This is a genomic window from Blastopirellula marina DSM 3645, from assembly GCF_000153105.1.
Taxonomy (GTDB): domain Bacteria; phylum Planctomycetota; class Planctomycetia; order Pirellulales; family Pirellulaceae; genus Blastopirellula; species Blastopirellula marina.
On the sequence record NZ_CH672377.1, the window covers coordinates 1,367,057 to 1,387,349 of the forward strand.

The 20,293-nt window shown below is 57.4% G+C and carries 19 protein-coding genes; 7 read left to right on the top strand and 12 right to left on the bottom strand.

Annotation, left to right across the window (positions count from 1 at the left end; all coding sequences use genetic code 11):
• Positions 1 to 27: 27 nt before the first annotated feature.
• A complete protein-coding gene (locus DSM3645_RS24580) occupies positions 28 to 510 on the bottom strand; it encodes a metallophosphoesterase family protein (protein ID WP_002655334.1) in 483 nt (160 codons plus the stop codon).
• 37 nt (positions 511 to 547) lie between these two features.
• On the opposite strand from DSM3645_RS24580, the gene DSM3645_RS28970 reads away from it, so the two are divergent.
• Positions 548 to 1,330 carry a lysophospholipid acyltransferase family protein gene (locus tag DSM3645_RS28970; protein ID WP_002655335.1) on the top strand — a complete coding sequence of 261 codons (783 nt, stop codon included), beginning with the start codon at positions 548 to 550 and terminating at the stop codon, positions 1,328 to 1,330.
• A gap of 7 nt (positions 1,331 to 1,337) precedes the next feature.
• On the opposite strand, the gene DSM3645_RS24590 is transcribed toward DSM3645_RS28970, so the two are convergent.
• Positions 1,338 to 2,462, bottom strand: a complete 1,125-nt coding sequence (locus DSM3645_RS24590) for an ATP-grasp domain-containing protein (RefSeq protein WP_040352989.1) — start codon at positions 2,460 to 2,462, stop codon at positions 1,338 to 1,340.
• A 284-nt stretch (positions 2,463 to 2,746) separates the two neighbouring features.
• On the opposite strand from DSM3645_RS24590, the gene DSM3645_RS24595 reads away from it, so the two are divergent.
• From DSM3645_RS24595 to DSM3645_RS24610, 4 genes are all read left to right on the top strand, one after another.
• The gene (locus DSM3645_RS24595) at positions 2,747 to 4,483 is read left to right on the top strand and encodes a pilus assembly protein TadG-related protein (protein WP_002655337.1); all 1,737 of its coding nucleotides are present in this window, start codon (positions 2,747 to 2,749) and stop codon (positions 4,481 to 4,483) included.
• Between the two features lie 290 nt (positions 4,484 to 4,773).
• Positions 4,774 to 5,271, top strand: a complete 498-nt coding sequence (gene fae / locus DSM3645_RS24600; RefSeq protein WP_002655338.1) for a formaldehyde-activating enzyme — start codon at positions 4,774 to 4,776, stop codon at positions 5,269 to 5,271.
• A 91-nt stretch (positions 5,272 to 5,362) separates the two neighbouring features.
• Positions 5,363 to 6,229: an NADP-dependent methylenetetrahydromethanopterin/methylenetetrahydrofolate dehydrogenase gene (locus tag DSM3645_RS24605; RefSeq protein ID WP_002655339.1), complete on the top strand. Its 867-nt coding sequence runs from the start codon at positions 5,363 to 5,365 to the stop codon at positions 6,227 to 6,229.
• A gap of 159 nt (positions 6,230 to 6,388) precedes the next feature.
• Positions 6,389 to 6,649: a hypothetical protein gene (locus DSM3645_RS24610; protein ID WP_002655340.1), complete on the top strand. Its 261-nt coding sequence runs from the start codon at positions 6,389 to 6,391 to the stop codon at positions 6,647 to 6,649.
• A gap of 71 nt (positions 6,650 to 6,720) precedes the next feature.
• Here DSM3645_RS24610 and DSM3645_RS24615 read toward each other — a convergent pair whose 3' ends face one another.
• From DSM3645_RS24615 to DSM3645_RS24655, 9 genes are all read right to left on the bottom strand, one after another.
• Positions 6,721 to 8,391 (bottom strand): BamA/OMP85 family outer membrane protein, encoded by a 1,671-nt coding sequence (locus DSM3645_RS24615; RefSeq protein ID WP_131282823.1) that lies wholly within the window; start codon positions 8,389 to 8,391, stop codon positions 6,721 to 6,723.
• Positions 8,392 to 8,449: 58 nt separating this feature from the next.
• Positions 8,450 to 9,976, bottom strand: coding sequence for a BamA/OMP85 family outer membrane protein (locus tag DSM3645_RS24620; RefSeq protein ID WP_161603415.1), 1,527 nt, complete (start codon positions 9,974 to 9,976; stop codon positions 8,450 to 8,452).
• A gap of 200 nt (positions 9,977 to 10,176) precedes the next feature.
• The gene (locus tag DSM3645_RS24625) at positions 10,177 to 10,893 is read right to left on the bottom strand and encodes an arginyltransferase (RefSeq protein ID WP_002655343.1); all 717 of its coding nucleotides are present in this window, start codon (positions 10,891 to 10,893) and stop codon (positions 10,177 to 10,179) included.
• Positions 10,894 to 10,932: 39 nt separating this feature from the next.
• Complete coding sequence (dnaB, locus tag DSM3645_RS24630) at positions 10,933 to 12,357, bottom strand: replicative DNA helicase (protein WP_002655344.1); 1,425 nt, start codon at positions 12,355 to 12,357, stop codon at positions 10,933 to 10,935.
• Between the two features lie 248 nt (positions 12,358 to 12,605).
• Entirely contained in the window at positions 12,606 to 13,136 is a 531-nt protein-coding gene (gene rplI / locus DSM3645_RS24635; RefSeq protein WP_002655345.1) for a 50S ribosomal protein L9, read from the bottom strand.
• 109 nt (positions 13,137 to 13,245) lie between these two features.
• Positions 13,246 to 13,746: a single-stranded DNA-binding protein gene (ssb, locus tag DSM3645_RS24640; RefSeq protein ID WP_002655346.1), complete on the bottom strand. Its 501-nt coding sequence runs from the start codon at positions 13,744 to 13,746 to the stop codon at positions 13,246 to 13,248.
• A 124-nt stretch (positions 13,747 to 13,870) separates the two neighbouring features.
• The gene (gene rpsF, locus DSM3645_RS24645; protein ID WP_002655347.1) at positions 13,871 to 14,299 is read right to left on the bottom strand and encodes a 30S ribosomal protein S6; all 429 of its coding nucleotides are present in this window, start codon (positions 14,297 to 14,299) and stop codon (positions 13,871 to 13,873) included.
• A gap of 43 nt (positions 14,300 to 14,342) precedes the next feature.
• Positions 14,343 to 14,897, bottom strand: coding sequence for an aminoacyl-tRNA hydrolase (gene pth / locus DSM3645_RS24650; RefSeq protein ID WP_002655348.1), 555 nt, complete (start codon positions 14,895 to 14,897; stop codon positions 14,343 to 14,345).
• Between the two features lie 26 nt (positions 14,898 to 14,923).
• Entirely contained in the window at positions 14,924 to 15,196 is a 273-nt protein-coding gene (locus tag DSM3645_RS24655) for a hypothetical protein (RefSeq protein ID WP_002655349.1), read from the bottom strand.
• 356 nt (positions 15,197 to 15,552) lie between these two features.
• Here DSM3645_RS24655 and DSM3645_RS24660 point away from each other — a divergent pair, with 356 nt between their 5' ends.
• Positions 15,553 to 16,533, top strand: coding sequence for a DUF1559 domain-containing protein (locus DSM3645_RS24660; RefSeq protein ID WP_002655350.1), 981 nt, complete (start codon positions 15,553 to 15,555; stop codon positions 16,531 to 16,533).
• 272 nt (positions 16,534 to 16,805) lie between these two features.
• The gene (locus tag DSM3645_RS24665) at positions 16,806 to 17,804 is read left to right on the top strand and encodes a DUF1559 domain-containing protein (RefSeq protein WP_002655352.1); all 999 of its coding nucleotides are present in this window, start codon (positions 16,806 to 16,808) and stop codon (positions 17,802 to 17,804) included.
• Positions 17,805 to 18,093: 289 nt separating this feature from the next.
• On the opposite strand, the gene DSM3645_RS31665 is transcribed toward DSM3645_RS24665, so the two are convergent.
• Positions 18,094 to 20,229 carry a hypothetical protein gene (locus DSM3645_RS31665; protein ID WP_002655353.1) on the bottom strand — a complete coding sequence of 712 codons (2,136 nt, stop codon included), beginning with the start codon at positions 20,227 to 20,229 and terminating at the stop codon, positions 18,094 to 18,096.
• Between the last annotated feature and the right edge of the window lie 64 nt (positions 20,230 to 20,293).

Consider the following 20,293-nt stretch of genomic DNA (forward strand, 5'->3'; position numbering starts at 1 on the left):
CCAGTCTCGTGGCGCGATTAACCCAGCCTACACGGGCACGATGTTCACTTCTAACTCGGGCAAGTCGACAATCGCGATCGTGTGACGGCTAGCACGAAACAAGGCGCCGGGATTCAGCACGCGCGTCTTTCCGACCAGGTAATTGGCGGCCTGATGCGTATGGCCATGACAGACCAAATCAAACGCGTCAGAATGGATGGTTGATTTCAGTCGATTTTCGTCGTGACCGTGGAGAAACGCGATTTTCCGGTCGGCGATCGTCAGTTGGCCAAACATTCCGCAAAAAGTTTGCCCTGCCGATTCAATTTTTTCCTGGATATACTCGGGGTCGCGGTCTACGTTCCCCAAGACGTAATGCGTCGGCCATTGGCTGAAAAGTTCGACGATCGCGGCTCCGCCGATATCGCCACAATGGATCACCTGGGCGACCTCAAACGACTCCAGCATGCGAATTGCTGCACGAGTGAACTCGACCTGACCGTGCGTATCGCTCACAATTCCTATCTGCATCTTTGTTCCTATCCCTGTTCGAATCGGAAACGCCGCGTTGATACGCGACATCATCTCAGCGATTTTTTTGATCTCGATCCTGGCGATACCAGTCATCTGGTGGCTGACCGGCTGGTCGCGGCGCGTTTATACGTTTCCGCGATACGTCCTCGCCTGCATCAACATTGTCTTCTCCCGATGTTGGTGGCGGACGTCGATTCCTCCGAATCTGCCCGTTCCGATCGACAAGGGCGCCGTCCTGATCGCTAACCATCGTAGCAGCGCCGATCCCTTTTTCATTCAAGTTGCTGCGCATCGCGTCGTCCACTGGATGGTCGCTCGAGAGTACGTCGAACACCCTGCTCTAGCATGGTTCCTACGACAATCGGGCGCCATCGGGGCCAATCGAGGAGGTCGCGACACCAAAGCGATCCGCCACGCGATCGATCTGTTGAAAGCGGGAGAGCTGGTCGGCGTATTGCCAGAAGGGCGAATCAACATGACCGATCAGCTGCTGCTGCCGGTTCGTCCCGGCGCCGCGATGATCGCTCAACATGCCGGCGTGCCGATCGTGCCGATCTATATCATCGGCGCGCCCTACGACCGAACGCCGCAAAGCGCCTTCATGATGCGGGCCAAAGTGATCGTCAAGATTGGCGAGCCGATTGATACGTCGACCGGCACGCCGCAAGAGTTGATGGAACAAGCGACGCGCGAAATCGCTCGGCTGGCCGAAGTCGACGACTTTCAACCGCAGCACGCCGGTCGCAACTGGAAACCGACCAGCGCCGATCTAAAAGAAGCGCTGGCCACGGCCGAGCAGCGTAAGCGAAAAAACTAGCGCCGGATTATTTGTCCGCTATCAGCCGCTGCAGCACCCGCTTCGCTCCGTTTCGTAGTCTGCTCGACACGATGCCCAGTTCGGCCGCAGAGCCAAGCAGCGTCAACAAAGGCGCGGACCGGGTAATTTTGACGCCAGCCATCGGGATATCGGCGATTTCGAGCGATATCTCCGCCGCCGTTTGCTGCAAGGTCCTACCGAGCGATTCCGTCCACGCAACATCGCACGGCGCGAACAGATACAGTTTGCCGCCTATTGCGGGGGCCGTTGGTTTCCGCACTGGATGCTCGCTCCTCCATTCGGGCAGCCACGCTGACAGATGCAACCGCATGACATCGACCGGCGACAGTTCCATCGCGGCTGTAAATCGCGGGTTGATCTCTAACGGCCATAGCTCGTCGCCGCGAACAATAAAATCAACGCCGAACATGCCTTGCAGTTGAGTTGAAGCGACCAGGAAATCGGCCAACGACTGAAGTTGTTGTTGCTGCGACTGCGGCAGTTGGATCGGCCCGATCGAACCCGCGTATTGAAAAGGCTGCGGCGCCTTCCATTTTCGCCCGCTCAATTGCCGCGTAACGCCGAGCGATTGAGCTTTTCCTGCGATCGCGACAAATGCGGCGCCAAAACAACGGCCAGGGACAAATCGTTGATAGACGACATCCGCGTTTGGCGTTGGCTGCGAGAACTCGCGGATCTGCAATCCGCCAGCCGAACGACGCGGCTTCAAGATCCAGCGACCTGCGGAGGGAGGTTCGACCTGCGTCTCGGGAAACCGAAAGCCGGCGTCCCGTAGTCGCGACTGCAACAACAGAGGATCGCGAATCGCCGGCAGAGCAGGGGAGTCAACGCCCAACAGAGGTCGGACCGCAGCGGCGGCGGCGATGATGTCGGGATGATTTTCGAGCCCCCCGACATAGATCCAGTGGGTCGCATCGGTCGTCGCTAGCCACGCCGGAATATCGCCGGGATAGTTGTCCAGTTGGCATGCCTGCGCCATTTGCCGCAGGTCGGCGTCGGCGAACTGATCCGCAGCGACGGCGGCGACGTCGCTGCGCCGCAAACAAGCGACGGCGGCGCGACAACTAGATCCCACAACGGCGATGCGCAAGGGAGTGGGAGAGTGAGTCATGGAAGGTTCACGACGATTTTTGCGATTTTTTCTCCCTGCGGCGACCTGCCGAAAGATTTCGAGCTATGGTTTCCATTGGGCAAGGACACTGTATTCATTTCGACTGGCTTTTCTGTTTCCCATTGCTGCGGAAGGCGTTCGCCTGCCGTTCCTATAGCGCGACGAACCCGCACGAAGCGGCTCGAAGCCAAAACTCTCCCCGCTAATTTTGTCCATGATACCCGCGTCAGCGCCGTCCTGTCGGCTGCTGCGCCCATTCGCCCAACACTTGTAGGAGAGTCGAAATGTCGTCGCGTCGTAGAGATCGAGAAAAACCGTACTCCGTACGTCCTGCGCCTCGTCGCGGGGTGATCGTCGTGCTGGCCGCCGTATTGATGATCGTGATGATGGGCTTCATGGCGCTCAGCGTGGATGTCGGCTACATGTTCACGATGCAGTCGCAATTGCAGCGATCGGTCGATTCAGCGGCGCTAGCCGGCGCCGGAACGTTGATCGAAGGGGAAGATGTCGCTACCGGCACGGTGCACGAATACCTGACGCACAATCCTGTCGGGCTGCAATGGAAAGAATTTACCGAGGGAAACACCGCTGACAACGTCGATAAGTTTTTGACCAAGTACGGAGACGGCCTGCAGCTAACGATCGGCGAGTGGAACGACACGTCGGGTCAAGTTGTGGCCGCTGAGAAGAACCCCACGACGGTCAGCGTCCGCATGACCTACGAAAATATGCCTTTCTTTTTCGGGCATTTGCTCGGACGCGACTCGTTTGATATCACCGCCGAATCGATCGCGACTTATCAGTCTCGCGACATCATGTTGGTGCTGGACCTTTCCGGCTCGATGAATGATGACAGCGAATTCAATTCGATCGGCAAACTGGGTTTCGATCATATCTATAGCAACTCTCAGCAGATGTACGCTGATCTTGGATCGCCCATCTTTGGAAATCTGCAGTTTGATCCGCAGTACGCTGTGGTCAACGGCCCGACGCCGCAGTCAAGCGGTCAGGCGAAATCGTCCGTCACCTATCGTGGCAACTCGGTCGTGGTGAAGTCGGATAAGACGATCAAGCAAATCAGCGTGAAAACCAGCAACGGATCAACCTACAACTACTACCCCGGTTCGTCACTCAACTATACGGCCAACCCCAACAAAGAAATCCGCTACGTCTGGGTGACCAGCGGCAAGAACTCTAATAATTCGGACCAAGTGCAGTCGTTTGATTTTGACGGTCAACGAATCAATACAATCAAGACGGCGCTCGGTTTGGATAACCTCGCCTATCCCTATCCCGGAGGAAGCTGGAACGACTACGTCAACTATTGTCTCGGGACAGGACAAAATAATAACGCCGGCTATCGGTATCGCTTCGGCTATTTCAACTGGATCAACTATTTGCTGGAGCGTCAGTATTCCTCGAATTCGACGCCCGACTTGTGGAAAGCCAGCGCCCAGCCGATCACCGCAGTGAAAAACTCGGTGGATCTGTTTATTCACTTCATGCAAGAAGGGGACGGAAGAGACAGGATCGGTCTGGCTGTTTACAACGCGCCCAACGGAGACGGCCTGCTCGAATCGACGTTGACCGAAAATCTGCCGTTCATCATGACCCAGTCACGGCAGCGCCAAGCTGGTCACTATCATAACTACACCAATATCGGTGGGGGGATGACCGTGGGCCGCGAGGAGTTGCAAACGCGCGGCCGCAAAGGCGCCGTGAAAATGATGGTGCTGTTGACCGACGGTCAGGCGAACTGGGTCAATGGAGGAGTCAACAATAACGCCGCTAAAAATTACGTGCTGAACGAAGCCTATCTCTGTGCTGATCAAGGCTTTACGATCATCACCATCAGTCTTGGCGCCGGCGCCGATAAAGCGTTGATGGATCAGGTCGCCGAAATCACCGGCGGAGTCCACTTTAACGTTCCCGGTGGTCAAACCGTCGATGAGTATTCGGAGGATTTGACCGAGATCTTCCGCCAGGTTGCTGGCCACCGTCCCCTGAAACTGGTGAAGTAGCGTTCGCCAGCCCACCTTTGTTTTTTCTCGCCTATCGCTCGACCGCCGCGTGGCCTTCGTCACGCGGCGGTCTTTTCGTTGCGCCCCGCTCCCCGCTTGGCTTCCATGGTTGCAATCGCGTGTGGGTTTGATAAGTTTTGCACTACGGCAATCGCCCTGAACCGATGCGTTTCGCGCTCTTTTTATCGCGACTGTGCGCTGCAAGGGATGCCGCCCCGATAGCCTTTCCCCAAGCGGTCGCCCCCCTTCGGGACGCTCCATCCAATTTTCACTTCCGGGAGAAACTACGCATGTCGATGTTCATTGGCGAAGCGCTCGCCGGCGATGGTAACGAAATCGCCCACATTGATCTCATGATCGGCTCCAAAACCGGTCCCGTCGGCGCCGCGTTCGCCAGCGCCCTATCGACCCAAACCGCTGGCCACTCGAACTTGCTGGCCGTGCTCGAACCGAACCTGCTGGTCAAACCGGCGACGGTCACGATCACCAAGGTCACCATCAAAGGCGCCAAGCAAGCGACCCAGATGTTTGGCCCGGCCCAAGCGGCTGTCGCCAAAGCGGTCGCCGATTCGGTCGAAGCCGGCGTTATCCCGAAGGATCAGTGCGAAGATCTCGTGATCGTGTGCGGCGTCTTCATTCACTGGGAAGCGGACGACGACAAGAAAATCTTCGAGTACAACTACGAAGCGACCAAAGCGGCGATCGCCGGCGCCATGGGCGGCAAACCGACCATCGACGAAGTTTTGGCCGGCAAAGATAAAGCGGCCCATCCGTTCCGCGGCTTCTAAGTCGCCTGACGGCGCTCTTGCTCTTTCGACAACTTCAGAAAACCGTCCTTCCCGGGCGGTTTTCTTTTTTGCCCACCGGTGAGTTGTTCGCATGTCGATCTCCAAAGTCTTGTTGCAGCTTGATTCTGACCCGCAAATCAGCACCTTCGATAGCGTTGTCGCTGTCGACTCAGGCGTCGATCAACTCTTTCGGCACGGCGGGGTCAGCGCCGCGCAGGTCCGTGATTTGGTCTACGGCTTGATCTTCACACGCTCGCCGGCCGAGTTGAAGAGTTCGGCGATCTTCATCGGCGGCAGCGACGTAGCACAGGCCGAAACGTTGCTGTCGGCCGCCGTCGGCAGCTTCTTCGGCCCCTTGCGCGTTTCGATCTTGTTTGACCCCAACGGCGCCAACACCACCGCCGCCGCGGCCGTCTTGGCCGCAGGCAGACATCTCCAACTCGCCGGGTCCGAGACGCTTGTGCTCGCGGGAACCGGTCCGGTGGGGCAGCGTGCGGCGCGACTCTTGGCCCAACAAGGCGCTCATGTGCGTGTCGCATCGCGGCGACTGGAAAAAGCGACCAAGGTCTGCGAGAGCCTGCAAGCCGAGGTCGCTGACGGCGCCTTCCGGCCGTTCGCCGTCAGCGACGACGACAGTCTGAAAGCGGCCCTGAACGGCGTCGCCGTCGTGATTGCCGCCGGGGCCGCCAACGTGCGACTCGCCGGTCAAGAAAACTTGCGACAAGCGGCCGACTTGCAAGTGTTGATTGATCTGAACGCGGCGCCGCCGGTTGGCTTGGAAGGGGTCGACCCGATGGACAAAGCCCAGGATCGGGATGGGCGAATCTGCTACGGCGCCATCGGCGTCGGCGGAACGAAAATGAAGATTCACAAGCGGGCCCTAGCGCGTCTGTTTGAGCAGAACGATCTGGTTCTGAACGCCGAAGAAGTCTACGCAATCGGGCGGACGCTCGAATAACCACGCCCCGGCATAATCGGCAAGATCGCTACTAGCCGAACTGACTGACGAAAAACGGTCCGACGCAGCGAGCATCGATCAGCCGATAACGTCACGATTGCCGATGCAAAGAGAGATTGCACCAGCGCCCCATTTTCTATTGCAGCAAGGCCGCTTCCGATGATTCGCACTCTCTTGGCATCTCTGACGCTTAGCCTCGCCATGGTTGCGATCGGCCAGGCGGCTCCGCCGTCTTATTTGATTCTGACTCCGCAGAAGTCAAACGCCGCTCCGTACTACGGCCACTATTACCAGGGGTACGGCTATTCGGTCAGCACGCCGGCGTACAGCTACGGCTATTTCGGCACATGCAAAGCGCGCGACAAATGGTCAGGCCACACCGGCTATCACAAAGAGTACTTTGAATGGCGGACGTACTAGCGCCAATTCCCTCTTCGCAGCCCGAAGCGCGAAGAAACGCAAACGCCTGAAAATCACCGAATGGGCGACTCTTAGCGAGCGTAGCCGATGAAGAAGCTGAAGACCTGCGTGCGGTCGGTATCGGCTTTGTTAACCGGGAACGCGAAGTCGAGCGCGATCGGCGCCTGACCCAAAGCCGGAACGGAAACGCGAAGACCGAAACCAGGCGCAACTTCAAACTCGTCGGCGACAAATTTCGTCGACTCTTGCACCGTACCAAAGTCGGTGAAGATCACCCCTTTCAGCATGTCGTCGGCGGTGATCGGAAACGTATACTCGACCGAGCCCAAAACACGGAACGGACCGCCGGTATAGACGCCTCCTTGCACGGGACCGATGCCGCGGAAATCAAAACCACGCAGCGTCGAGTAACCGCCCGCAAAGTAGTTCTCGAAGATCGGCGTATCGGAACCAGAGAACCCAGCGCGTCCGGAAATGCCGAGCGTATGTCGTCCCGAGCCGTCCGGACGTTCTCGCAACAAAAAGTAGCGACGCATATCGACTTCGGCACGCGGAAAACTGTAGCTGCCGAAAGCTTGTTCAAAGCTAAACTCAAGCAGGTGACCTTCGGTCGGTGCGAACGCTTGATCGCGCGTGTCGTGCGTAACCGTCAACTGGCCGCTAAATAAATCATGGGTGCCGAGAGCGTCATTCAATTCGGACGAGCCATTCAAGCGGGGATCCGAGATGTCGACGTTTTCCATGCGAATGTTGGCGCCGACCGACAAGTCGGGGGTCAAACGATAGCCAAGTCCCACACGACCGCCAACGCGGTTTTCGTTCCAATCGCGATAGATGCGATCAAAGTAGTAGGCGCTCAGATTCATGCTGACGTTGCTGCGAAACAAGTAGGGCTCGGTAAACGTCGCCATGTATCGCTGCACCTGGGTACCCGGCAAAGCTTCCAAGCGAAACCCCTGCCCTGCCCCGCGAAACGCACGTCCATTCCAGACGTCATCCCAACTGGTCGGTACCGCTGAATAATCAAAGTTTCGTTCGTCAACGACGATCGATCCCGTCACGCCGGCATCCGAGTTGACGCCGACGCCAAACTGAAAGCGTCCGGTCTGCGCTTCTTGAGCATTGACCAAAATATCCGCGGTGCGTCCGGGAATGTATTGCTGCCGGCCTGGATCATACATCGGATTTGGACCGACGATCGCATCCGGACCAAGCGGCGGGCTAAACATCGGAGCACCGCCGAGAGGACGTCCCAGCGGTTGGATCGAAGCAGGCGGCGGCAATTGTTGCTGTTGAGCATAGCCATTGTCGACCGATTGCTGATAAGCGTTCGGATTGTACGGCGCGGCGCCGACGACGCTTGACTGCGGGTACGGGTTCGCTTGCGGCGCCGCGGTGTAGTTGCCCGGCGGAACGTTTTGTCCATTAACCGGCGCTTGCGGCAGCGGGGGCGTTTCGTATTGGACCTGTTGAACTGGCTGACCCGACGCGGGCATTCCGCTGCGATACTGACTGTCATTGCCGGGCGAAGCTTGTCGCGGCGCACCGCTTTCGGCCGTCAACGGCGCATCTTGAGCGCGCACAATCGGCGGCTTGGCCGCGGCGACAAGCGTGCGATCCGCAGATCCGGCTGAGTACGTCGATGGGAGGGCCGCGACGTGAGCGCCAGGCGCTGTGCAGCCTACCATCACGAGGATGGCGGATAGCAGCATCAGGCTTTTTAGTTTACAGCTGTCTCGCACGAACGAATCCTTCTCGACCGGGGGGAGGTCGCCTCAATCAATGTCGCAGGCTTCAAGGTTACCAGGGCGCAGCGGCAGGATTTGCCGAGTACCGAGACGGACGCAAGTCGGGCGGAGCCGTCTGCCGCCCCAACTGCACCGCCGGCATTTGCGGCGGATAGTATCGGGAGGGCTGCACAGTCGGTTCGGGACTTTGTCCTCGATAAGTCGGACCGGAATTGCTCGAGCGTTGATCGGCAATATCGCTTACTTCCGGCGGTTTGACTTGAATCGTCGGCTTGATTCCGCGATGCGGTTCGTTGACGAACAACTGCGAAGAAATCAAGCGTCGTTCACTGTCGCGAATCTTACGAATGTCGATGATGTCGCCAGGCACCAAGTCCAAGCGATTCAAGACGACGTCGCGTTGCGTATGCGGATAGTCGCCGTCAATCTTCACGTCGATCTTGCCGACGCGATATTGATCTCCTTCGCGAATGTCATAGACCAGGTCAAGTTGCCCCGGCTCTTCCAAAAATCGGGGCTCCGCTTGCACGTCGGCGTGAATGTAGCCTTGGGCGCCGTACAGGTCGGTAAGGGCCGCCAAGTCAGAGTTCATCTTCTTTTGATCGAAGTACTGACCTTCCATCAATTTGACCTGCGTCGCCAACTGCTCATCGGTAAACTTGGTCTGTCCTACAAACGCGACGCTGCGCACTTCGTAGCGAGGGCCTTCGTCCACCACAAACGTGATGTTCACCCATAGTCCAGAGTCGTTGTATTCCATAATCCGGTTGATCTGGGCTTTGAAGTAACCGAGCCCGCGGTAGTACGACGTCAACGCTTCTACGTCGGCTTCAATTTGGTCATATTCGACTTTGCCGCGGATGTACCACAAAATGCCCGGCTTCGATTTCACCTGCGTTTTCAGCCGGCCGCCGGAAGCGATCGTGTTGCCGACAAATTCGGTCGACCACACGCGAGCCAAGGGGCCTTCGTGAACCATGAACGCGACCCCTTCGTCGTCTTTCTCGTTTCCTTCGGCGATCGATACGGTCGCCATCCCGTGTCCGCGCGTGCGATAGTATTCTTCAACGCGTCGTCGCGCATCTTCGACCACAAAGCGATTGAGAGCGCCGCCGACGGTCAGACCTGATTTTTTCAACAAAGTTTTCTCGGTCGCCGATTCATTGCCGAGAAACTTGACGTACTTGATCGCCGGACGTTCAAAGACCTGGAACGTGACCACGACCCCTTCGGCCGATTGCTGCGTCAAAATCTTGACGTCTTTAAACAGGCCTGACTCGGCCAATTTGCGCACGTCCGACTGAATCATCTCAGGATCGAACTCGCGATCGGCGCGCGAGCGAATCATCGAGCGAATTTTCGCTTCCTGCGTTTGGTTGTTGCCGGTGATCCGCAAATCGACGATCAACGGTCGAGTGGGGGTCATGCCTGGCCCCGCCGGCGAAGTCGCCAGCAGCGCCGGATCAATCGTTGCGGGATCAAATTCTTGGCTGTAGCCGGTGTTGCAGTTTGCTAGCAAGAGCAACAGTCCACACCCCAGAGCGAGCGTGAAAGCAGTTCGTTGGCGGCAATTTCGCACAGTTTCATCCTTGAATTTTGGCCCACCGCGCAATCCGTGCGCGGCGTTAGGCATCTAGCCTAAGTAAGCGGTTGGGTAGAGATACTGAAAGAGCGAGACTACGGCAAGACGGATTCAGTCTTGTTTGCGCAACTATCACCAATGCGATACGTTACGGGGCGCAGTAACGTTCGGTTCGGCGACGACGGAGCTGGCGTTTGCTAGCTCTCGGGGAAGTCCATCCATTCGCCGGCGATGCGCCGTTGATGCGGCAAGAACGAAGCTTTGTAGTTCATATGGGGAGATTCGGCGATATAGAAGCCAAGATAGAGATAGCGTCTGTCGGTCGCGCGACAAAATTCCCACTGCTTGAGAACGGAATAAGTCCCCAATGACAAGTCGCTCTCGGCTGGGTCATAACTGCAGTAAACCGCCGACAACGAGTTCTCCCCCACATCGGCGATCGCTGAAGCGACCAAGCGATCATTCCGAAAATATCCAAACTCGACCGTCTCGCAGCATGTCTCAACCAGAAATTCGCGATACTGATCGGCGCTGATCGGCGAATGCTCTTCGTCGGATAAACCGCGTCCTTCTTTGTGGAGGTTGTAGATCGCCGCTCGCTCCTCATCCGCGACGGCCGTACCGATGACGGTCGTCAGCTGCGCATCGCCTTTCGCTAGCACGCGGCGATGGCGACGCCGCGGTTCAAACTGACGGACGTCAAGGCGAATCGGTTCGCAAGCGCGACAGGCGCGACAGCTAACACGGTAGAGATAGACGCCGGCGCGCCGTGCGCCTTGCGACAACGCGAGATCAAGGTCGGCGCCAGACATCACGGTTAAGGGATAATAGAGCGGTAGCCGTGCGCGGCGTCCCGCCAAATAAGGACACTTTTCTTCGTGGTCCCAAACCTTGAAGCCGAGGATTTGATCCATGCAGGCGCTCGTTGCTCGCAAGAGTCCGTGGAATCGGCTTTAAAACTCGCCCCCCCCATTGAAGGCCGAAAAGTCGTCTGGTTCCCGCTCGAAAGCGTTTTCAAAGCGAGTAAAGTCCCGGAGCCAAGTCAGGTGAACGTCGCCGATCGGGCCGTTACGCTGTTTCGAGATAATGATCTCGGCCTTGCCGGAGAACTGATCCCGCTCCTCTCCATGATGATAATACTCTTCACGGTGAACGAACATCACGACGTCCGCGTCTTGTTCGATCGCCCCCGATTCACGCAGATGGCTCAGCTTCGGCCGATTGTCTTTGGAGGCTTCCGCCTGGCGATTCAACTGGGCCAGACACAAAATCGGCACATCCATTTCACGAGCCAACCCCTTCAAGCGTCGAGCGATCTTCGCGACCTGCTCCTGCCGGGGGTCATTGGAATTGTCGGGTTCGATCAGCTGCAAATAGTCGATCACGATCATCCCCAACCGCCCGTGACGCCGTTTAATGCGACGAGCACCGGCCGCGATCTGCGAAACGGTGCGCGTGGGCGCGTCGTCCACAAACAGCGGAGATTCGGCGACAAGCGCCGACTTTTCGACCAACCGCCGGCGATCATCCGCCGAGATCGTACCGTTGCGCAGCCGATGGCCATTTACGCGAGCGACCGAGCAAAGCAAGCGATCGCAAAGTTCGGTCGAACCCATTTCGAGGCTAATGAACAGCACCGGCGTTTTGTCATGCACCGCGACGTTTTCGGCGATGTTCATCGCAAACGCCGTTTTGCCCATTGAGGGACGAGCCGCCAGAATCAGAAGTTCCTGGCCATGAAAGCCGCCGGTCAGGCCATCCAAGTCGGTATAGCCGGTCGCTACGCCGTCATCCAGATGCTCGCCGCGAAGTCGCGCATCGATCCGCTCCATCGACGCGGTGACGATCTCGCTCATGCTGGCCATCGAGCTCGAACTGCGGCTATCGTTGATCGCGAAGATTTTCTCTTCCGCGCTGCTGACCAACCGATCGGCCTTGTCGTTTTCGTCGTAGGCGTCCCGCAGGATCTCAGTCGCGGCGGAAATCAGATTGCGGTTGATCGATTTCGCTGCGACGATCTGAGCGTAATGCTCGGCATGAGCGGCGTTCGGCACGCTATTGAGCACGCGGGCTAGGTACGCGGCGCCCCCGATAAACTCGAAGTCTCCATCTGACTTCAGTTGTTCGGCCAACAGCGTCAGGTCGACTTTGCGACCGCTGTCGTGCAACCGAACCATATGCTCATACAGCTTCTTGTTCGCCTCGTCGTAGAAGTCGTCCGGGCGAACGATCATCACCACTTCGTCGGCGCAGTCCGGCAACAAAAAGATGCTCCCTAGAACACCCATCTCGGCTTCCAGGTTGCACGGCGGTTGCCGATCGAGGATCTCCGCTGTCGGCCGCTCGGGCTGATCGACGCGTTTGAATTTGGACTTCATGAGAACCTTCCTTGCTGAACCATCGATGAGGGCGATCGCTTGCCGCGGGCTTCATCATAACGACGCGAGCTAGCGTCGCAATCGAACGATGCCGCTCGCTAACAAAGTCGCGCCGCAAGTCTTGCTAGCGTAAATCTTCCAAGCAAAATAGCGGGCGTGTATAAACTGTCAAAAAAAGAGCCGTCCTTTGCAGGACGGCTCTTTTTACAGATTGGATCGATCGCGGAAAATCGCCTCGTAAGAGAAGATTATTCGTCGCCGGAAACGGTCGGCACGACCCACACCTTGAGTTCCGATTCGATTTCGGCGTGCAGGTGAATCTTGACCGTGTAGAGACCGAGTTCCTTCAGCGGACCTTCCAGGCGAACCTGATCGGCGGTGATCGTGAAGTTCTGCTCTTTCAAGGCCGAAACGATATCAGCCGGGCCGACGCTACCATACAGGTGACCTTCGTCGTTGGCGTTCGCTTCGATCGTAACGCTCTGACGGTTGAGCAGATCGGCGATGGCGCGAAGACCGGCCAAGCGCGACTTCTCGATCTCCAGCAACTTGGCGCGATGCTTGTCGACCATGCGTTTGTGATGCGGGGTCGCGATCGTCGCTAGACCTTGCGGGATCAAATAGTTGTTGGCGTAGCCGGGACGGACTTCGACAACATCCCCCTGCTTGCCCAAGTGATCAACCGATTGGATCAGCAGCAATTCGATACCGCCGTTTTGCCCTTTGGGCAGACGCTTCCAAACACGTTCGCTATGCTTTTCAGCTTTCGTGGTCGCCATAATCGCTGTTCCTCTCGCTTCTCACTCGGCCCAGCGAAACGACGAATCACCACTTTCGGGCGAACGCTGCTCGGGGCTTTTGATCAGTACTGTAGTGTGTATGTCAGTATTAAAACGGGATGTCGTCTGACGACGAACCACCGAACGAATCGTAATCGTCACCGCCGCCATAGTTGCCTGCGTCACCGCCACCTTGGCCGCCGCCGCGATTGGGCGTCGATTGCGGTTGGCGTCGCTGTCCGCCGCCCGAAGGACCGGCTTGGCCTCCGCCGCCGCCAGCGCCGCGAGGGCTAAGCATCTGCATCTTTTCGCCGACGACGCGAAGCTTCGAGCGCTTTTGTCCGTCGGTTTCCCAGGTATCGAGTTTCAAACGACCTTCAATCAACACCGGCGAGCCTTTGCTCAGGTATTCGCCTGCGATCTCCGCCGTCCGGCCCCAGAGCGTCACGTCGACGAAAGTCGTTTCGTCCACCCATTCGCCCGAAGCGGTCTTGCGGCGATCGTTGACGGCCAGCCCGATTTCCGCGACAGCCGATCCGCTTTGGATATAGCGGACCTCGATGTCTCGCGTCACGTTGCCGACCAGGATCACCCGGTTAAAACTCGCCATGTGTCGATCTCCTCTGTAGCTAAAACCGCGGGAGCGATCGCCGCGATGGTGAACGCCTGTTAACTACAAGCGTACCAAAACGACTGGCGTCACGCGACTTGCCAGACGCAAAAAAATGCGTGTCCTATTCGGCGGATTCCGCAGCTGCTTCGACGGCTGCCGGTTCGGTCGTCGCCGAATCGGTGGTCTCGGCCGGCGCTTCTTCTTCGGGGGTCTCTTCCGCCGAACCATCGGCATGCGCGACCAACATGTCGATAATCCGCGGATCGTGTTTCACGAACATGAACCGCAGGAAGTTATCGTTGATGTTGCACTGGTAGGTCAGATCGGTCAGCTTGGTGCTTTCCAAACGGAAGTAGGCTAACCAGTAGGTCCCTTTGCGGTGACCGTTGATCGGATAAGCCAGACGTTGCTCAATCCACATCCGGCTTACCAAAATTTCGCCGCCGAGTTTCTCGACGTGTTCCTGAATCTGGCCCGCCACGCCGCCTGGGTCGCGACCGTACCGATTGGAATCCAGGATAAACAGCCCTTCATAAACGTTGGCCGCCAATGTCGATCTCCTAAAACTGTGTTGTTGCTAACCGAAGTCGGCGTTAGTTGTATTGGTTCATGCAGTACTTGAGGTCGTGAGCGATCCAGTCCGCTACGCCGCGTATTGCGCGATCCAGCGTAAAGTCGATCTCGGCCCGCTCTTGGGGAGCAAACTTCCCCAGGACGAAACTGGTGACGTCTCTCGATTGCGGCAATGGACCAATGCCGATCCGCAATCGGGGCACATCATTCGTCCCCACTTTGCGAAGGATATCCGCCAGCCCTTTTTGGCCGCCGGCAGAACCTCCGCTGCGAAACCTCAATGTGCCGACTGGCAAGTTGAAGTCGTCGCAAACGACCAGCACCGACTCGCTGGGCAGCTTGAAAAAATCCAAAGCGGCCCGGACGCTTGTCCCGCTGTTATTCATAAAGGTGTGAGGGTAAAGAAGAATCGTCTTCTCTTCTCCCACGCCAAGTTCGAGGATATTTCCGTTGAATTTGGCTCTCGGCGTAACGCCTGATCCGGCGGCGAAGCGATCCAGCGCCTCGAAACCGACGTTGTGCCGTGTTTTGTCGTATTTAGGTCCGGGATTTCCGAGACCCACTACCAATTTCATGCCGCATTCAAGCTTGACTGCTAGGACTAGCGGTAAAAATCGATGTGTTGGACGTCGACGCCAAACGTGTCCCACTGAATGTCCCGCATCACCACGTTGCCCGTGACGTCGCCAGCCAATTCAATGTTCTTCACTTTGTGGCGAACGATCGCCGCAAACTCGTCGGCACAAACTTCCAACGACACAGACTCTTGCCCGTTGCCGTATAGCACAGCCGGGATTTTGCCAGCGTTACGCAGGCGACGGTTGTTAAGCTTGCCCGTCAGCTCACGCTTTTTAACGTTCAGCACTTCGGCCATCGGAACCCTCAAAACTCAATTGTCTTATATGGTTATTCCGCCGCATTTCACAGCTTCGGCGGAGTCAAAAGCTTCTCTTGCGACTCTTGAGAGAATCGGAAACACGTTATTTTGCCAGATGTTTTGGGGTTTACAAGCCCAAACAACGGTCTGCGGTGGGAAAACGCAGCCGATCCGCCGCAATTGTCCCTAATTGCTAAGTTGTTGTCGCGCCATACGATAGCAACGATTAACCAATTTCACCGCTGGTTTTCTCAAACTTTGGGGCCCGCCGGTTCGTCATTTGCCTCAGGCGATGTTCCTGAATAGGCTAAAATACATGATGCCGGGACACTACACCATTTAGAGGGGAGACCGTGATCGCTCGCGGCCGTGCTGGTTTTACGCTCGTCGAGCTTTTGGTCGTGATCGCGATCATTGCGATCTTGATTGCGCTGCTTCTTCCCGCGGTACAGATGGCTCGCGAAGCGGCTCGCCGGATCCAGTGCACCAATCACCTGAAGCAAATCGGCCTCGGTTGGCACAATCACCACGATACCTTCCGATTTTTCCCGACTGGTGGTTATTCGCAAAGCGTTCACCCCTCCTTCACCGGCGGTCGTCCCGAAGCGGGCGAACGCCAAGCAGCCGGCTGGGCTTTTCAGATCTTGCCGTTCCTCGAACAGCAAGCGATCCATGAAGGTGCCGGCGGCGCCACCGACCTGGAGCGTTCGTCCAATGCGATCGGCGGCGTGATCCCGGGCTACTATTGTCCGTCGCGACGCCAACCTTACGCCAAGGCGCTGACGAATGACTTCTTTTGCATGGGGCCAGATCACGCTTCGTTGCCGGCTAGCGCTAGTCGAAAGCTGACGCATGGCCAGACCGACTACGCCGCATCCAATGCGGATGGAACAGGCATCTTGTCGCATACCTGGCCGGGAGCCTCCTCCGCCAGTTGTCCCACCGACACCGGCAGCATGAAGAAGAACCTACTGCGATTCGCCGATGCAACCGACGGTACTTCCCAAACGCTGCTCGTCGCCGAGAAGAAAGTGAATCGCTCGAAGATTGGCAGCGAATCGGAACGTGAGTCGGAAGGAGACAACGCCGGTTATGTATCGGGTTGGGTTCCCGGCACTTCGCACAATTTCGACACGGTTCGCTCCACAACGCTTGACCCTCGACCAGATGCGTTGAACACGGACGGACAACAACGCTTCGGCTCTTCTCACCCCGGCGGATTTACCGCATTGCTTCTCGACGGCAGCGTGCGATTCATTCCATTCACGGTCGACATGACCGCTTTCGCCAATCTGGGCGCTCGCAGCGACGGCAATCCGGTCAGCCTCGACTAGAGAATCTGCTTCTCGACTGCCGGCAAGTAACCCACTGGTGCGGTCTCTTCGCCGCCTGGAAGTCGATGCAGAGATCGCATCCGCATCTTTCGTAATTCGTAAATAGCGATGCGTTGATACGTCCCGAATCAGTTGCGGCTGCGCCAACCAGATTCTCGTACGATCGACTTTAATTGTCTGCAAATCTTGACCGGTTCTTTGCCGACTCTGGCGACCAGCGTTAGCTTGAAAATTAGTCCAAGCCGCGACACCTCCAAATTTTGAGAACTGCTATGATCGCCCGGGGCCGTACTGGTTTTACGCTGGTCGAGCTTCTAGTCGTGATTGCGATCATCGCCATTTTGATTGGGCTTCTACTGCCCGCTGTCCAGATGGCCCGCGAGGCCGCTCGTCGCATCGAATGCGCGAACCATCTGAAGCAAATCGGTCTCGCTTGGCACTACCACCATGACACCTATCAGTTTTTCCCGGCAGGCGGGTACGCGTATGACCTGCACCCGACGTTTACGGATGGAAAACCAGAAATCGCCGAGCGTCAGGCAGCCGGCTGGCCCTTTCAAATCTTGCCCTTCGTGGAGCAACAAGCCGTGCATGAAGGGGGCTCTGGAACGAGCGATCATGATCGCGCAATTTTCGCCACCGCCGCGACCATTCCGATCTATTTTTGTCCAACTCGGCGTCGACCGCTGGCAAAAGGACCGTCCAACGACTTTTACTGCCGCCTGAAAAATAACGGCGACTATGCTGAGAGTCTTGACGAAACTCCGATCGTGCGCGGCCTAATTGATTATGCCGCCGCAAATCAAGAGGGAACCGGCATGATTACGCGGACCTGGGGAGTTGATGTCACTTGCCCTCCTCCACCACCAGATGTCCCCTACCCCATCGACGTCCAAAAAAATTTGCTCCGTTTTGTCAACGCGAGCGATGGGACGACCAACACGTTGCTGATTGCCGAAAAGAAAGTGGCGCTGGATGACGCCGACAATGAATCGGTATCGACCACCTATCCCGACAAACTTGGTTATGCCGCCGGTTGGGAAGGACCCAGCGATCCGTCCACGTTCGCCAACGTACGAGCCACAACGCTGGTTCCCACGCGTGACGCTCAAGGCGAAGCGGGCCAGAAGCGATTCGGCTCGGCGCATCCCAGCACTTTCAACGCGCTATTGCTTGATGGCAGCGTTCGTGCTCTTCCGTATACGATTGATCTAGAGGTGTTCTCGAACCTCGGCAATCGCAACGACGGCAACCAGGTTAGCTTCCACTAAGCAACACCGGCGTTACCCATGCGTCCAATCGGGCGCCGCCGATTTCTGCATTTTCAGTACGACTCGCCGCGATGTATTCCACTTTACGTCGCGCTCGCAAAGCGGATTCTTCCTCGGTTTTATCCGTAAGTAGGCGGTACTCGTCACAGCGCCATGCAATCGCGTCAAAACTTGCGCTGCTGGCTACCAATTGAACTGTTTCCACGTTTCGGTCGGCGCATAAAAAAGAGCGCCGCCCAAGTGGGCGACGCTCCGAATCGCATTTACATTTTACCAGTTGCGAAGCGAACTACTCTCGCCCACGCCCGCGACCGCGCCGGCCGCCTTCCTCCATCCCTTCGCCATAACCGTAGGGATCGTCGGAACCGCCGGACGTCTTCTTCACCTCGGGCGGAGTGAAGTCAAACAGCGAGAAGTCTTGGCGGTCATTCAGTTCTTTATGAATCGTGATGTTCCCCCTGGCGTCCATGACCAGAATCTCGCCGGGGCTCATCAGCGCTTCGTTTTCAGCAGGGTCACGATATCGTCCCGGCAGCGAGTCGCCGCCGCGCATATCAAGCACGACCGCATTGGTCTTCATCTCGTAGTCTTCTTTCTTATCGAACATCAGCGTGCCGGGATTCAAGGTCCACAAATCGTCGATCACATTGACCGAATCGCCTCGTTCGACTGACATTTTCTGGGTCGACAAAATCCCTTCCGCCTCATCCCAGGCGACGCCCAATACGGTCGCTTGAGGCTCACGCAGATTCAAAAGCCGACTGTTTCCGTCATTGGATCGTTGCTCACGACCTGTCTTCACGCTGCCGGCGATGACGGTCGATTCGATCGTCGTCTTCACCGCGGAACTCGGTGTCGAGTAGTCAGTTTCCAATCGCGACGCTTTGCTCAGTTTCACCGGATCTTGACCAGCTTCCTGCTTCTTCTGAGCGATGCGAGCCAGCGTTTCACGGCTGAGCGTCACCGAAGAAGGAGCCATGTTCGAGCCTCGCCCCTGCTGGGCGTTCCCCTGCGGCATCGCCGGATTGTTCGGGTCCTCGAGCCAGAGATTGACTTGGTACTGGTACTGCGTGTTTCCCTTGACGGTGGTGTCATAGAAGCGGAACATCTTCTCTTTCGAATAGCCCGATGCGTTCCCTCCCATGCCGCCCTCACCGCCATACATTCCGCCGCGTCCCCCCATACCGCCGCGTCCCCCCATACCGCCGCGACCTCCCTTGCCGCGTCGACCTGCGCCGCGACCTTCCATCATTTCGCCGCCGCCATAGCCTGGCATGCCGCCGTAGCCGCCCATGCCGCCGGGAAATCCGCCTTCACCCATTCCGCCGCGTCCCCCTTGATTGGCGAACCCAGGGAAGAAAGCGGAGTCAGCGTTGAAGTCAGGCACTTGCGGAGAAGGCATCATCCCTTCCGCGGTCTCCATGCCGCCGTATTCTCCCATGCCTCCGCCATAGCCGCCTTCGCCCAGCATTCCGCCCTGCATCGCAGGCAACCATTTTGGCACCTCCGAATGCCGTGCGTACTCGGCCGGATCGACCAACAGCATCGGCGCGATCGGGAAAGTGAGCAGCGGATGCGCGTATTCGGGGGGGATCACTTCCTCAGGACGGAAGGCCCATTTGATCGCATCGGCGAAGGCCAATTGCGGCACCAGATCTTTGTATTCGCCCCACTTGCCGTCAGGCGACAGCTCACGACGACGCACGCCGAAACCGATGTATTTCGGCACGTCACGTTGCGGATCGTAGCCGGCGGCGTCGAGCAGTGCGGCGTCAAATTCATCCCATTGTTTTTCAAACGGAATTAATCCGGTAATCACGACAAAGTGTTTCCCTTCGATACGCGTGCCGGCCGTCGCTCGAGCGGGTCCAAATCGCTTTTGCTGCTCCGGAGTCATGACCGGGGGCATATCTTTCGACTGGCGTCCGCTGGGGCCATACTCCATTCCGCCGCCGAAACCGCCTGCGTCCATCATTTCGCCTCCCCGGCCAGCGGCGAGTCCCGCCATGCGTTTGTCGTCATAGACAAACGGGGCGAAGCCGGCCTTCGCTTCCAGCTTTTCAACCGTCAGCACTTTGGGATCGACACGTTTTTGAATTGATTGATACATCGGCGGGCCGAACTCGCTCATCGCCGCATAGTTGCTGATGTTGATCGGGTTCTGGGCCAACTCGGCGCGTTGCTCGTAGACCGGATCGGTCCAGCGCTTCTTCTCGACCGACGCCCATTCCGAGCTGTTGATATTTGCGGAAGCTTGATCAGCGACTCGTTTCACCTCATCCGGCGTCACGCTGATCCCTTCGCGCTGCGCGCCGAAGTAGATGAACGTCACGACCAGCAACACTGCTACGCCGAAGACGATCTTTTCAATGTGTAAGATCAGCTTCGATTTCATGCCGCCGCTTTGCAAATCTAATTTTTGCATGTCGTAGTTCCCTCACCTTTTGGGAAGTCGCTTCCCCGCATGTTCCGTAACTTCAATTATCCGC